Annotated in this window: 12 protein-coding genes; 9 read left to right on the forward strand and 3 right to left on the reverse strand. The window is 53.8% G+C overall.

Annotated elements, in window-relative coordinates; translation table 11 throughout:
* Positions 1-163: 163 nt before the first annotated feature.
* The 7 genes from clpP to B3511_RS04015 all read left to right on the forward strand — a co-directional run bounded on the left by clpP (position 164) and on the right by B3511_RS04015 (position 8286).
* Positions 164-787, forward strand: coding sequence for an ATP-dependent Clp endopeptidase proteolytic subunit ClpP (gene clpP, locus B3511_RS03985; protein ID WP_003021624.1), 624 nt, complete (start codon positions 164-166; stop codon positions 785-787).
* 128 nt (positions 788-915) lie between these two features.
* The gene (gene clpX / locus B3511_RS03990) at positions 916-2190 is read left to right on the forward strand and encodes an ATP-dependent protease ATP-binding subunit ClpX (protein WP_040076904.1); all 1275 of its coding nucleotides are present in this window, start codon (positions 916-918) and stop codon (positions 2188-2190) included.
* Positions 2191-2374: 184 nt separating this feature from the next.
* Positions 2375-4729: an endopeptidase La gene (gene lon, locus B3511_RS03995; RefSeq protein ID WP_046884454.1), complete on the forward strand. Its 2355-nt coding sequence runs from the start codon at positions 2375-2377 to the stop codon at positions 4727-4729.
* Positions 4730-4939: 210 nt separating this feature from the next.
* Positions 4940-5212: a nucleoid-associated protein HU-beta gene (gene hupB, locus B3511_RS04000; RefSeq protein WP_002444653.1), complete on the forward strand. Its 273-nt coding sequence runs from the start codon at positions 4940-4942 to the stop codon at positions 5210-5212.
* A gap of 211 nt (positions 5213-5423) precedes the next feature.
* Positions 5424-7298, forward strand: a complete 1875-nt coding sequence (gene ppiD / locus B3511_RS04005) for a peptidylprolyl isomerase (RefSeq protein ID WP_212477022.1) — start codon at positions 5424-5426, stop codon at positions 7296-7298.
* A gap of 147 nt (positions 7299-7445) precedes the next feature.
* Positions 7446-7790: a helix-hairpin-helix domain-containing protein gene (locus B3511_RS04010; RefSeq protein ID WP_212477020.1), complete on the forward strand. Its 345-nt coding sequence runs from the start codon at positions 7446-7448 to the stop codon at positions 7788-7790.
* Between the two features lie 97 nt (positions 7791-7887).
* Entirely contained in the window at positions 7888-8286 is a 399-nt protein-coding gene (locus tag B3511_RS04015) for a YbgC/FadM family acyl-CoA thioesterase (RefSeq protein WP_040076900.1), read from the forward strand.
* Positions 8287-8331: 45 nt separating this feature from the next.
* On the opposite strand, the gene queC is transcribed toward B3511_RS04015, so the two are convergent.
* Both queC and B3511_RS04025 read right to left on the reverse strand, forming a co-directional pair.
* A complete protein-coding gene (gene queC, locus B3511_RS04020) occupies positions 8332-9027 on the reverse strand; it encodes a 7-cyano-7-deazaguanine synthase QueC (protein WP_046884451.1) in 696 nt (231 codons plus the stop codon).
* Positions 9028-9094: 67 nt separating this feature from the next.
* Positions 9095-10795, reverse strand: coding sequence for an SgrR family transcriptional regulator (locus B3511_RS04025; RefSeq protein ID WP_286777581.1), 1701 nt, complete (start codon positions 10793-10795; stop codon positions 9095-9097).
* 102 nt (positions 10796-10897) lie between these two features.
* Here B3511_RS04025 and cof point away from each other — a divergent pair, with 102 nt between their 5' ends.
* Complete coding sequence (gene cof / locus B3511_RS04030) at positions 10898-11716, forward strand: HMP-PP phosphatase (RefSeq protein ID WP_263616385.1); 819 nt, start codon at positions 10898-10900, stop codon at positions 11714-11716.
* Positions 11717-11756: 40 nt separating this feature from the next.
* Here cof and B3511_RS04035 read toward each other — a convergent pair whose 3' ends face one another.
* Positions 11757-12803: a PLP-dependent cysteine synthase family protein gene (locus tag B3511_RS04035; protein ID WP_040076895.1), complete on the reverse strand. Its 1047-nt coding sequence runs from the start codon at positions 12801-12803 to the stop codon at positions 11757-11759.
* A gap of 115 nt (positions 12804-12918) precedes the next feature.
* Between B3511_RS04035 and B3511_RS04040 the strand changes: the two genes are divergently transcribed.
* A complete protein-coding gene (locus tag B3511_RS04040; RefSeq protein ID WP_040076894.1) occupies positions 12919-13377 on the forward strand; it encodes an Lrp/AsnC family transcriptional regulator in 459 nt (152 codons plus the stop codon).
* The last annotated feature ends 11 nt before the right edge of the window (positions 13378-13388 follow it).

A 13388-nucleotide genomic window follows, 5' to 3' on the forward strand; every position in this document is an offset into this window, starting at 1 on the left:
GCCCTTTCAGTGTTAGCGTAACAGCAAAAGATTGTTATGCTTGAAATAGGGCGATGCCACCCCCATTTGTGGGAAAGTAGTATTAAAGAGACTGGCTGATAATCCGTCCACAAGGTTACAATCAGTACAGCAGGTATTTTCATTTTTTATCCAGGAGACGGACATGTCATACAGTGGCGAACGAGATAACTTTGCACCCCACATGGCGTTGGTGCCAATGGTTATTGAACAGACATCGCGCGGTGAACGTTCATTTGATATCTATTCCCGTCTGCTGAAAGAACGCGTTATCTTCTTGACCGGCCAGGTGGAAGACCATATGGCTAACCTGATCGTAGCGCAGATGCTGTTTCTGGAAGCGGAAAACCCGGAAAAAGACATTTACCTGTATATTAATTCTCCAGGCGGTGTCATTACTGCTGGCATGTCCATCTATGACACCATGCAGTTCATCAAACCGGACGTCAGCACCATCTGTATGGGCCAGGCGGCATCAATGGGTGCTTTCCTGCTGACGGCTGGCGCTAAAGGCAAGCGCTTCTGCCTGCCGAACTCCCGCGTGATGATTCACCAGCCGCTGGGCGGCTACCAGGGTCAGGCGACGGATATTGAAATCCACGCCCGTGAAATCCTGAAAGTAAAAGGGCGCATGAATGAACTTATGGCGCACCACACGGGTCAATCTTTAGAGCAGATCGAGCGTGATACCGAGCGCGATCGCTTCCTCTCCGCATCAGAGGCAGTTGAGTACGGCTTAGTCGACTCCATTTTGACCCATCGTAATTGATGCCCACGGCGCGCGTGTGCCGCTATACTAAGGTAGGGCGGCATTTTGCTTCATTAGAAGCATGCGTCTCAGAATGGCATTTGCGTCGTCATGTGCGGCACAAAGAACTTAAAAAGAGGTTTTGACTCATGACAGATAAACGCAAAGATGGTTCGGGCAAACTGCTGTACTGCTCTTTTTGCGGCAAAAGCCAGCATGAAGTGCGCAAACTGATTGCCGGGCCGTCCGTGTATATCTGCGATGAATGTGTCGATTTATGTAACGACATCATTCGCGAAGAGATTAAAGAAGTTGCTCCGCATCGTGAACGCAGCGCGTTGCCGACACCGCATGAGATCCGTCATCACCTTGATGACTATGTCATCGGTCAGGAACAGGCCAAGAAAGTCCTGGCTGTGGCGGTGTATAACCACTACAAACGTCTCCGTAATGGCGACACCAGCAATGGTGTTGAACTGGGTAAAAGTAACATTCTGCTGATTGGACCAACGGGTTCCGGTAAAACGTTGCTGGCAGAGACGCTGGCGCGCCTGCTGGATGTTCCGTTCACCATGGCGGACGCCACCACCCTGACCGAAGCTGGTTACGTGGGTGAAGACGTTGAAAATATTATTCAGAAGCTGCTGCAGAAGTGCGATTACGACGTGCAGAAAGCCCAGCGCGGTATCGTTTATATCGATGAGATCGACAAAATCTCGCGTAAATCCGATAACCCGTCCATCACCCGCGATGTGTCCGGTGAAGGGGTTCAGCAGGCTCTGTTGAAACTGATCGAAGGTACCGTGGCTGCGGTTCCGCCGCAGGGTGGCCGTAAACATCCGCAGCAGGAGTTCCTGCAGGTTGATACCTCCAAGATCCTGTTCATCTGTGGCGGTGCGTTTGCCGGTCTGGATAAAGTGATCTCACACCGTGTAGAAACCGGCTCTGGTATTGGTTTTGGCGCCACGGTGAAAGGAAAATCTGAAAAAGCGAACGAAGGTGAGCTGTTAGCGCAGGTTGAGCCAGAAGATCTGATCAAATTTGGTCTGATCCCTGAGTTCATCGGTCGTCTGCCGGTTGTGGCGACACTGAGCGAGCTGAGCGAAGACGCGCTGATTCAGATCCTGAAAGAGCCGAAAAACGCCCTGACGAAACAGTATCAGGCGTTGTTCAACCTTGAAGGGGTTGACCTGGAGTTCCGTGACGAAGCGCTGGATGCGATTGCCAAGAAAGCCATGGCCCGTAAAACCGGTGCCCGTGGTCTGCGTTCAATCGTTGAAGCCGCGCTGCTTGATACCATGTACGACCTTCCTTCTATGGAAGAGGTCGAGAAAGTGGTTATCGATGAGTCCGTGATTGCAGGCCAAACCAAGCCGCTGCTGATTTATGGCAAACCAGAAGCGCAGCAGGCGTCTGGCGAATAATTCACCAACTCATACAATCAGTTAATCAAAAAGGGGGGATTTTATCCCCCCTTTTATTTTTCCGTATTCATGACGTTGAATGTGTGGGAAACATCCCCATATACTGGATTACATGTTAATGGTTGGGTGAAGCACAGTCACGCAGCCTGATTACCTGGCGGACACTAAACTAAGAGAGAGCTCTATGAATCCTGAGCGTTCTGAACGCATTGAAATCCCCGTATTGCCGCTGCGCGATGTGGTGGTTTATCCGCACATGGTCATACCCTTATTTGTAGGGCGGGAAAAATCTATCCGTTGTCTTGAAGCCGCCATGGATCATGATAAAAAAATCATGCTGGTTGCGCAGAAAGAAGCATCAACGGATGAGCCGGGTGTAAATGATCTTTTCACCGTCGGGACCGTGGCCTCTATTTTGCAGATGCTGAAGCTGCCTGACGGCACCGTCAAGGTGCTGGTCGAAGGCCTGCAGCGTGCGCGTATTACCACTTTGTCTGATGATGGCGAACACTTCTCTGCTAAGGCTGAGTATCTTGACTCACCGCAGCTTGACGAGCGTGAGCAGGAGGTGCTGGTACGCACCGCCATTAGCCAGTTCGAAGGCTATATCAAGCTGAACAAAAAAATCCCACCAGAAGTGCTGACGTCGCTGAACAGCATCGACGATCCTGCGCGTCTGGCGGATACCATCGCTGCGCACATGCCGCTGAAGCTGGCTGACAAACAGTCCGTGCTGGAGATGTCCGACGTTAATGAACGTCTGGAATATCTGATGGCGATGATGGAATCCGAGATCGATCTGCTGCAGGTGGAAAAGCGCATTCGCAACCGCGTGAAAAAGCAGATGGAGAAATCTCAGCGTGAGTACTACCTGAATGAGCAGATGAAGGCTATTCAGAAAGAGCTTGGCGAGATGGACGACGCGCCGGACGAAAACGAAGCCCTGAAGCGTAAAATCGACGCCGCGAAAATGCCGAAAGAGGCAAAAGAGAAAGCGGAAGCCGAGCTGCAGAAGCTGAAAATGATGTCTCCAATGTCCGCCGAAGCCACTGTGGTGCGCGGCTACATTGAGTGGATGGTTCAGGTGCCATGGAATACCCGTAGCAAGGTCAAGAAAGATCTGCGCCAGGCGCAAGAAATCCTTGATACCGACCACTATGGCCTCGAACGTGTCAAAGATCGCATCCTTGAATATCTCGCGGTCCAGAGCCGTGTGAATAAAATCAAAGGGCCAATTCTCTGTCTGGTAGGGCCGCCGGGGGTGGGTAAAACCTCTCTGGGCCAGTCCATCGCCCAGGCAACCGGGCGCAAGTATGTGCGAATGGCGCTGGGTGGGGTACGTGATGAAGCGGAAATCCGCGGTCACCGTCGTACCTATATCGGCTCCATGCCAGGCAAACTGATTCAGAAGATGGCAAAAGTGGGGGTGAAAAACCCACTTTTCCTGCTTGATGAGATCGACAAAATGTCTTCGGACATGCGTGGCGATCCGGCGTCCGCTCTGCTGGAAGTGCTTGATCCAGAACAGAACGTGGCCTTCAGCGATCACTATCTGGAAGTGGACTACGACCTGAGCGATGTGATGTTCGTGGCGACCTCCAACTCCATGAACATTCCGGCACCGCTGCTGGATCGTATGGAAGTGATCCGTCTCTCTGGTTATACCGAAGATGAGAAGCTGAACATTGCCAAACGCCACCTGCTGCCGAAGCAGATTGAGCGCAACGCCCTGAAAAAAGGCGAACTGACGGTCGACGATAGCGCCATTATTGGCATCATTCGTTACTATACCCGTGAAGCGGGTGTCCGTAGCCTGGAGCGTGAAATCTCAAAACTGTGCCGTAAAGCGGTCAAACAACTGCTGCTGGATAAAACCGCGAAGCAGATTGAGATTAACGGTGAAAACCTGCATGAGTTTCTCGGCGTTCAGCGCTACGACTACGGTCGCGCGGATAGCGAAAACCGCGTGGGCCAGGTCACCGGTCTGGCGTGGACGGAAGTGGGCGGCGATCTGCTGACCATCGAAACTGCCTGCGTGCCTGGCAAAGGTAAGCTCACTTATACCGGTTCTCTGGGTGAAGTGATGCAGGAATCCATCCAGGCGGCGCTGACCGTGGTGCGCGCGCGCGCGGAAAAACTGGGTATTAATCCGGACTTCTACGAAAAACGCGATATCCACGTTCACGTACCGGAAGGGGCTACGCCGAAAGACGGTCCAAGCGCCGGTATCGCGATGTGTACTGCTCTGGTCTCCTGCCTGACTGGTAACCCGGTACGTGCTGATGTGGCCATGACCGGTGAGATCACTTTGCGTGGCCAGGTTCTGCCGATTGGTGGTTTGAAAGAAAAACTGCTGGCAGCCCACCGCGGTGGTATTAAAACTGTGCTTATTCCTTACGAGAACAAGCGCGATCTGGAAGAAATTCCAGATAACGTTATTGCCGATCTGGATATCCATCCGGTGAAACGCATTGAAGAGGTTCTGACATTAGCACTGCAGAATGAGCCCTCCGGAATGCAGGTTGTAACGGCAAAATAGTGACCTCGCGCAAAGAGCGTCAATAAAAACAAGGCTGGTGAGCCATTTCGGGCTTGCCAGCCTTTTTTTGTATAGCTAATTTAGATTGCTGATTAGGTCAGCCATCAACAACGGGTGTTGTAAGGTTATGGCAGGCCTGATATAACTGCTGCGCGGTCGCGTTGTGAAGGATTCAGGCGCGATATAAATTATAAAGAGAGGAAGAGAAGAGTGAATAAATCTCAACTGATTGACAAAATTGCTGCGGGTGCCGATATCTCTAAAGCTGCGGCTGGACGTGCGTTAGATGCTCTGATTGCTTCTGTTACCGAATCTCTGCAGGCCGGAGACGACGTAGCGCTGGTAGGCTTTGGTACTTTTGCTGTTAAAGAGCGTGCTGCCCGTACTGGCCGCAACCCTCAGACCGGCAAAGAAATCACCATCGCTGCCGCTAAAGTTCCAGGTTTCCGTGCAGGTAAAGCGCTGAAAGACGCAGTAAACTGATTGCTTTTTTGCTTCAGGGAATTCGACATCTCCAAGGGCGCATCATTTGATGTGCCTTTTTTGTTTGTCCAGGACTGTTTTCTGCGAGTTTCTGCGAGTTGTGGGCTGACAATCGCCCTGTTTTCTTGTCACAATACATTTTTACGCGCTGCGGTCAGGATTTCCGCCAGCGTCAGGTCACCAGTCACCTACAGCGGAGTGTGGTCACACCATGATGGACAACTTACGCACGGCTGCTAACAGTCTCGTGCTCAAGATTATTTTCGGTATCATTATTTTGTCGTTCATTTTGACCGGCGTAAGCGGATATCTGATTGGCGGTAGCGCAAACTATGCCGCAAAAGTGAATGACCAGGAAATTAGCCGTGGGCAGTTTGAGAACGCTTTTGCCAATGAACGTAACCGTATGCAGCAGCAACTGGGCGATCAGTTCTCTGAGCTGGCAGCAAACGAAGGTTATATGAAAACGCTGCGTGAGCAGACGCTGAACCGTCTTATCGACGAAGCGCTGCTTGATCAGTACGCCCACAATCTCGGCCTGGGTATCAGCGATGATCAAGTGAAAAAAGTGATTTTCACAACCCCTGCTTTCCAGACCGACGGCAAGTTTGATAACACCCGCTACAACGCCATTATTGGCCAGATGGGCATGTCAGCCGACCAATACGCACAAGCGCTTCGCAATCAGCTGACGACGCAGCAGCTAATCAACGCCATCGTGGGTAGCGATTTCATGCTGAAAGGCGAAACCGACGAGCTGGCGGCACTTGTTGCACAACAGCGAATTGTTCGCGAAGCCACTTTCGACGTTAACGCTCTGGCCGCGAAGCAAAAGGTGAGCGAGCAGGAAGTTAACGCTTACTACGAGCAGAACAAAAATAACTTCACCGCACCTGAGCAGTTCCGCATCAGCTACATTAAGCTGGACGCCGCGGCGATGCAGGAAAATGCGTCGGATGCCGATATTCAGTCTTACTACGATCAGCATCAGGATCAGTTCACTCAGCCTCAGCGTAACCGTTACAGCGTGATCCAGACTAAAACGGAAGCAGATGCGAAAGCCGTGCTGGACGAACTGAACAAAGGCGCAGACTTTGCCGCCATTGCCAAAGAAAAATCCACCGACATCATCTCTGCGAAAAACGGCGGCGATATGGGCTGGCTGGAAGAGGGCACCACCCCAGAAGAGCTGAAAAACGCCGGTCTGAAAGAGAAAGGCCAACTTTCAGGGGTGATCAAATCTTCTGTAGGCTTCCTGGTTGCCCGCCTGGACGACGTTGAGCCTGCTAAAACGAAACCGCTGACCGAAGTGCGTGATGATATCGCCGCCAAAGTGAAGCAAGAAAAAGCGCTGGATGCCTTCTACGCGCTGCAGCAGAAAGTGAGCGATGCCGCAAGCAACGATAACGAGTCGCTGGCGGGCGCGGAGCAGGCTGCCGGTGCCAAAGCGGTGACCACGGGCTGGTTTGGTCGTAACAATCTGCCAGAAGAGCTGAACTTCAAACCTGTATCAGACGCTATCTTCAACGGTGGCCTGGTGGGTGAGAACGGCACGCCGGGCAGCAACTCCGACATCATTACCGTTGACGGCGATCGTGCCTTCGTTTTACGCGTGGCTGAGCATAAACCAGAAGCGATTAAACCGCTGGCGGAAGTGAAAGATCAGATCACGGCAATAGTTCAGCACAACAAAGCAGAGCAGCAGGCCAAACTGGATGCTGAGAAACTGCTGGTTGAGCTGAAAGCAGGGAAAGGCGACGAGGCGCTGAAGGCGGCTGGTCTGAGCTTCGGTGAAGCCAAAACCCTGAGCCGTACCGGTCAGGATCCTGTTAGCCAGGCAGCCTTTGCGCTGAGCCAGCCGGCGAAAGATAAACCGAGCTTTGGTATTGCAAGCGATATGCAGGGCAACGTGGTTATTCTGGCTCTGGATGAAGTGAAGTCTGGCACCCTGCCGGAAGCGCAGAAAAAGGCGATGGTTCAGGGGATCACCCAGAACAATGCCCAGATCACTTTCGAAGCGCTGATGAGCAACCTGCGCAAAGAAGCCAAAATTAAGCTGGGCGATGTCATAACTCAGCAGCAATAATTTCAGCGTTGCTCGCAAATTTACGCAACGCATTGCAACTCTCAAAGGCCGCTTACGCGGCCTTTTCCATTTCTGCCATCTGCTGTTTGTTCGTTTGTTAGCGTCCGGCTATCGTGGCCTGGCTGTTAACAAACAAGGAGAAACAGTATGAAACGTGGAATCAAAGCTCTCTGTATTGCCCTGGCTTTCGCCGGTCTATCCACTAGCGTCTCTCTGCAGGCGGCCCCCGTCGCCTCACCGCAGAGTAAGACTGCACCAGCCGCAGCGGCCCCGGCAAAAGCGACGGAGAGTGCAGATGGACAAGTCAGTATCAATAGCGCCCCAGCTGAAGAGCTGGCCCGGATTCTCAACGGCGTTGGTCTGAAGAAGGCGCAGGCGATTGTAAGCTACCGGGAAGAGTACGGCCCCTTCAAAACCGTCGATGACCTGAAGCAGGTGCCCGGCATGGGAAGCGCGCTGGTTGAGCGTAATCTGGCGAACCTAAAACTCTGAGTTTTTTCTTGCACGGTGGCAAAAGTTTGCCAGGATAAAGAGGTCATACCAGTTATGACCTCTGATCCTATAAATAGACAATAAAGGCTATTGCGCTATGCAGACTCAAATCAAAGTACGTGGTTTTCATCTGGACGTTTATCAGCACGTCAATAACGCCCGCTATCTCGAATTTCTGGAAGAGGCGCGGTGGGATGGGCTGGAAAACAGCGAAAGCTTTCAGTGGCTAACGGCGCACAACATCGCCTTTGTAGTGGTGAATATTAACATCAATTATCGCCGCCCGGCCGTACTGGGCGATCTACTTACCGTAACCAGTCAGGTGCAGCAACTCAACGGCAAAAGCGGAGTCCTGAGCCAGGTCGTGACGCTGGAGCCCGAAGGGCAAAACGTAGCGGATGCGCTGATCACTTTCGTCTGTATCGATTTGAAGACACAAAAAGCGCTGCCGCTGGAAGGGGAGTTGCGGGAAAAACTGGAAAAGCTGATCAAATAAAGTGGAAACCTGCCGGGTGAGGGATTTCACCCGGCGAGTCCGGAACTACTGCAGCCCGGTTTTCGCTTTCAGCGAAGCCATCACGCCGGCTTTGTTCGCCAGGTATTGATTCAGGCCGTTTGCCCGGAGGTTACAGGCCGCGCACTGGCCACAGCCATCGCCCTTAATGCCGTTATAGCAGGTGAGGGTTTCATTGCGCACCATCTCCAGCTTGCCCCAGTGGTCTGCCAGCGCCCAGGTTTCGGCTTTGTCGAGCCACATAAGCGGCGTTTCAAAGCGAATTTCTTTCGCCATGCCCAGGCTCACCGCATGGTTGAGGGCTTTAACAAATTCATCGCGGCAGTCGGGGTAGCCAGAAAAATCGGTTTCACACACGCCGGTAATCACCGCTTCGGCCTGAACCTGATAAGCATAAATCGCGGTCAGGGTCAGAAAGAGAATATTACGCCCCGGGACGAAGGTATTGGGAATGCCACTGGCATCGGGTTCATAGTCTGGCACCGGGATGCTATCGCGCGTGAGGCTACTGACCGCCAGTTCGTTCAGCAAAGTGACGTCCAGCACCTTGTGCGCACGGGCGCCAAGCTTGATGGCCAGTTCACGGGCGACATCGATTTCAGCGCGGTGGCGTTGACCATAATCGAAGGTGACGCAGTGAACTTCATCATATTGCTGTAGCGCCTGAACCAGGCAGGTAGTGGAATCTTGTCCTCCGCTAAAGACGACGACGGCACGTTTCATATCTCTTCCCAACGTTAACGGTGTAAAACGCAATGGTAACGCGGGCAGGCAGCGGCGACCAGCTTCTTCACGTTCCCGGTGCCGGCAGCCAGGCTTCGGTAAATTCAAACCAGCCGCGCGGGTTGAGTCGAATACCGTTTACGCCCGGCGGCGCGCTTACCTGGTAGTGATAATTGAAGAGAGGGGTCAGCACGGCGCTCTCCATCAGACCCGCGAAGACCGCTTTTAGCGCTGAGTGACGAGCGCTGGCGGCGGGCTGCGCCTGTACTGCATCCAGCGTAGCCAGAAGATGGGAATATTGGGCCGGACTCAGTAATTGCGGCCACAGCACATCGCAGCGTAGCCACTGCTCAAGCGTGTATTCTGGTGCCTCGCCAATAAGCCTGTCGCCCATCATGATGTCGGCCTGGGGCAGTACGCCGCAGCCATCCCAGGTTTTGGCATCGTGAAAGATAATGTGCAACTGACAACCCTGCTGTGCCAGATAGCGCCTGAGCTGCTCTGCCATAGTGTGTAACTCCACGGGCAGGTGGTAGGCGAGGGTCAGCGTTTCTGGTAATGCCGTCTGTTGCGCGTCGGGCCACTCGGGAATGGCCCAGCCCGGCAAGAGCTCGTTTGCCGGTGTAATCAAATTTTCTTCCAGCGGTAACGTATGCAAAAGCGCGGTGTGATGAATGATTTGAATAAGACGACGGGCCTGCAGTTCGCTCAGCCGCGAACTCTGGCGCAAGGTCAGATAACAAAATCCCAGGCTAATGCTGTTGCTCACCAGCCGCAGGCTGGCAAGTTCATCGGGTTCGCCAATCGCGATCTGTACGGGATGGCGACAGCTGGTGCCCAGATCCTGCTCAAAGAGTTGCGGGGTAATCCAGTACTCGATCGCTTTCAGCAGAGGGTGGCTAAGATGGTACTGCTCATGGCTTTCAATTCGCACCAGCTCAGGCCCGAAGATCGCCAGTCGAAACGGACCGCAGCCGATGAGCGGCATGTTGGGGTGGGCCAGCCGACTGCAGTAGCTCGCCAGCCGATGCGCCAGCCAGTAATCGGGCTGATGCAGAATAAAGGTCAGGCATTGAGGATGGGTGACCTCAATGCGCGATACGCTGTTAAACAGCTTACGTAGCGCGGGCAGGGCAAGCAGCAGCGCCAGGCGGTTTTGCAGTTGCGCGGTCTCGACCTTATCGCCGTTATGCCAGTGCAGGGTTGAGCGGATGTAAAAATGCCAGCGCAGGCCATCGGGGGCGATCTCCCAGTGGTGTGCCAGATCGCCAACCGGCTCGCTGCTCGTGTCGTCAAACCGGGTGATACCGGAAAAGATCTGTCCCACCAGGTGCTGCTCTGCACGCCCCGGTAAAAAGCCCGGCTGCAGCGGCTCCAGTGGGCGGTAGTAAGGGATACGCAGCGTTGGGGTATCGTTCTGCCACTGACCGCCCATAAAGGGCTGCAGCAGTGTGTGTAGATCCTGCGGCGCCAGCTGCGCCAATTCCAGAGCCGTCTGTTGATGACCACGTTGAAGCGCCTCTTCCATCATCGCGTTGCGTAACGCGTCGGGGGTAACATGGAAGAGCAGATCGCCGCGTTTACCGCGCCCTGGCCGTGCCGTCCAGCTCAACCAGCCCGCCTCCTGCGCCTGTCGCAATAGCGTACGCACATGCCGTTCACTGCAAAAACAGCGGCCGGCCAGCTCAGCCACGCTCACTTGCTGCGGCGCCCCGGCTGAAGGCTGCCAGAGCCGTTGATACTGATTAAGACGGTTAAGAAGGCGCATAGAAAACCCGGAACAATATTATTTAACTATTCAGTATTACTTCCGTATATCTCAGGTGATACTGATCCACAAGTTAAACGCATCACACTTTCGGGAGTACGCATGGCTCGCCTGGCTGCATTCGATATGGACGGTACGCTATTAATGCCGGATCACCGTTTAGGTGAAAAAACCCTGAGCGCACTTAAGCGCCTGCGTGAGCGTGATATTACTCTTACGTTTGCCACAGGCCGCCACGCGCTGGAGATGCGCCATCTGATGGGTAAACTCTCGCTGGATGCGTTTCTGATCACCGGCAACGGGACGCGTATTCACTCGCTGGAAGGGGAGGAACTCCACCGTCAGGATCTTGATCCGCAGGTGGCGGATATCGTTCTGCACAGCACCTGGGATACTCAGGCCAGTATTCACGTCTTTAATGATGATGGCTGGTTTACCAACAGGGAAATCCCCGAACTGCTGCACGCTCATGCTTACAGCGGTTTTCATTATCAGCTAACTGACCTGCGTCGTCTTCCCGCCTATGCCGTGACGAAGATCTGTTTCTGCGGCGATCATGAGGATCTGTGTCGGTTGCGCATTCAGTTGAACGAGGCGTTGGGCGAGAGGGCGCATCTCACCTTCTCCGCAGAATATTGTCTCGAGGTGCTGCCGGTGGGATGTAACAAAGGCTCTGCCCTGGCGGTGCTGAGCGATCACCTGGGCCTTACCCTGCAGGAGTGTATGGCGTTTGGCGATGCCATGAATGACCGCGAGATGCTGGGCAGCGTTGGTCGCGGATTGATTATGGGCAATGCGATGCCGCAGCTGATTGCTGAGCTTTCGCACCTCCCGATTATTGGACACTGCCGCAACGAAGCCGTGTCCCACTATTTAACCCATTGGCTGGACACACCAAATCTTCCTTATTCCCCCGAATAGTGAGACCCTTCCAGCAAGCCAGACGTCCGTCTGGCTTTTTTTATTTCACGAGCCGGGCAATCTCTTGCTGCCAGGCTGAAATATCGCCAATGTTCGCGGCAACCCACTCCGCATTATAATAGGTGTCGAGATAGCGCTCGCCGCTGTCACACAGCAGAGTCACTATGGAACCGGTCTGGCCCGCGTCGCGCATCCGGGCTGCCAGCTGTAACGCTCCCCACATGTTGGTGCCGGTTGAGGCACCGACCTTACGCCCCAGTTGGGATTCCAGCCAATGTGCAGTGGCTACGCTGGCGGCGTCCGGCACGCGCAGCATCTCGTCTACCACATCGGGAATAAAGGAAGGCTCGACGCGCGGGCGGCCAATCCCTTCGATTTTACTGCCCACCGGGCTGCGCAGGCTGCTATCCCGGCTCTGCCAGTAATCAAGGAACACGGAGTTTTGCGGATCCACCACCATCAGGCGGGTGTCATAGCCCTGGCAGCGAATATAGCGACCAATCGTTGCCGAGGTACCGCCGGTACCGGCGCTCATCACGATGTGGGTCGGTACCGGGTTCGGCTCGCACTGCATCTGGCGGAATATACTGTCGGCAATGTTGTTATTACCGCGCCAGTCGGTGGCACGTTCAGCATACGTGAACTGATCCATATAATGGCCGTGCAGCTCGTGGGCCAGCATCTCTGAAGCCGCATAGATTTCGCAGGCGCTCTCAACAAAGTGGCAGCGGCCGCCATAAAATTCGATCTGTTCAATTTTACGCTTTGCGGTACAGGCGGGCATCACGGCGATAAACGGCAGGCCCAGCAGGCGGGCGAAATACGCCTCTGACACGGCGGTAGATCCCGACGAGGACTCAATAATAGGGGTACCCTCTTTTATCCAGCCGTTACACAAGCCATATAAAAACAGCGAGCGGGCGAGGCGATGCTTCAGGCTGCCGGTCGGATGAGTGCTTTCATCTTTCAGGTAGAGCTGAATCCCGGCAAACCCCGGCAGCGGAAGGCGAATGAGATGGGTATCTGCCGAGCGCTGATAGTCGGCGTTGATTTCGCTGATGGCATGTTTAACCCAGGTGCTATTCATCGTAATTATCCGTTTGTCATTTTGTGCCCAGCATAGCGAAAAGCACAGAAAAAATTGTTGCTATCTGGCCTTTAAAATAGAATGTAAGGAGAAAAATTTTCTCTGTGGGGGCGCTATGCTAGATAAAATTGACCGTAAGCTACTCTCATTACTGCAAAGTGACTGCACCCTCTCTTTGCAGGCGCTGGCGGATGCCGTTAATCTGACCACCACGCCCTGCTGGAAGCGCCTTAAACGCCTGGAAGATGAGGGCATTTTGCTGGGCCGCGTAGCACTGCTTGATCCCGAAAAACTGGGGCTTGGTTTAACCGCCTTTGTGCTGATAAAAACGCAGCACCACAGTAGCGACTGGTATTGCCGGTTCGTGAGCGAGGTGACCGGCATGCCGGAAGTGCTCGGTTTCTGGCGCATGGCGGGGGAGTACGACTACCTGATGCGCGTTCAGGTGGCGGACATGAAACGGTATGATGACTTTTACAAACGGCTGGTCAACAGCGTCCCCGGCCTGTCGGATGTCACCTCCAGCTTCGCCATGGAACAGATTAAATACACCACAGCGTTACCCATTGAATAACCTCCCGGCCT

This window comes from Leclercia sp. UBA1284 (assembly GCF_002308415.1).
GTDB classification, from domain to species: domain Bacteria; phylum Pseudomonadota; class Gammaproteobacteria; order Enterobacterales; family Enterobacteriaceae; genus Enterobacter; species Enterobacter pneumoniae.

Coding starts and splice junctions, on each gene's coding strand:
- B3511_RS04035 (WP_040076895.1), bottom strand. CDS start 12,803: ATGAATAGCACCTGGGTTAAACATGCCATCAGCGAAATCAACGCCGAC.
- clpX (WP_040076904.1), top strand. CDS start 916: ATGACAGATAAACGCAAAGATGGTTCGGGCAAACTGCTGTACTGCTCT.
- B3511_RS04015 (WP_040076900.1), top strand. CDS start 7,888: ATGCAGACTCAAATCAAAGTACGTGGTTTTCATCTGGACGTTTATCAG.
- B3511_RS04010 (WP_212477020.1), top strand. CDS start 7,446: ATGAAACGTGGAATCAAAGCTCTCTGTATTGCCCTGGCTTTCGCCGGT.
- lon (WP_046884454.1), top strand. CDS start 2,375: ATGAATCCTGAGCGTTCTGAACGCATTGAAATCCCCGTATTGCCGCTG.
- B3511_RS04040 (WP_040076894.1), top strand. CDS start 12,919: ATGCTAGATAAAATTGACCGTAAGCTACTCTCATTACTGCAAAGTGAC.
- cof (WP_263616385.1), top strand. CDS start 10,898: ATGGCTCGCCTGGCTGCATTCGATATGGACGGTACGCTATTAATGCCG.
- B3511_RS04025 (WP_286777581.1), bottom strand. CDS start 10,795: ATGCGCCTTCTTAACCGTCTTAATCAGTATCAACGGCTCTGGCAGCCT.
- queC (WP_046884451.1), bottom strand. CDS start 9,027: ATGAAACGTGCCGTCGTCGTCTTTAGCGGAGGACAAGATTCCACTACC.
- clpP (WP_003021624.1), top strand. CDS start 164: ATGTCATACAGTGGCGAACGAGATAACTTTGCACCCCACATGGCGTTG.
- ppiD (WP_212477022.1), top strand. CDS start 5,424: ATGATGGACAACTTACGCACGGCTGCTAACAGTCTCGTGCTCAAGATT.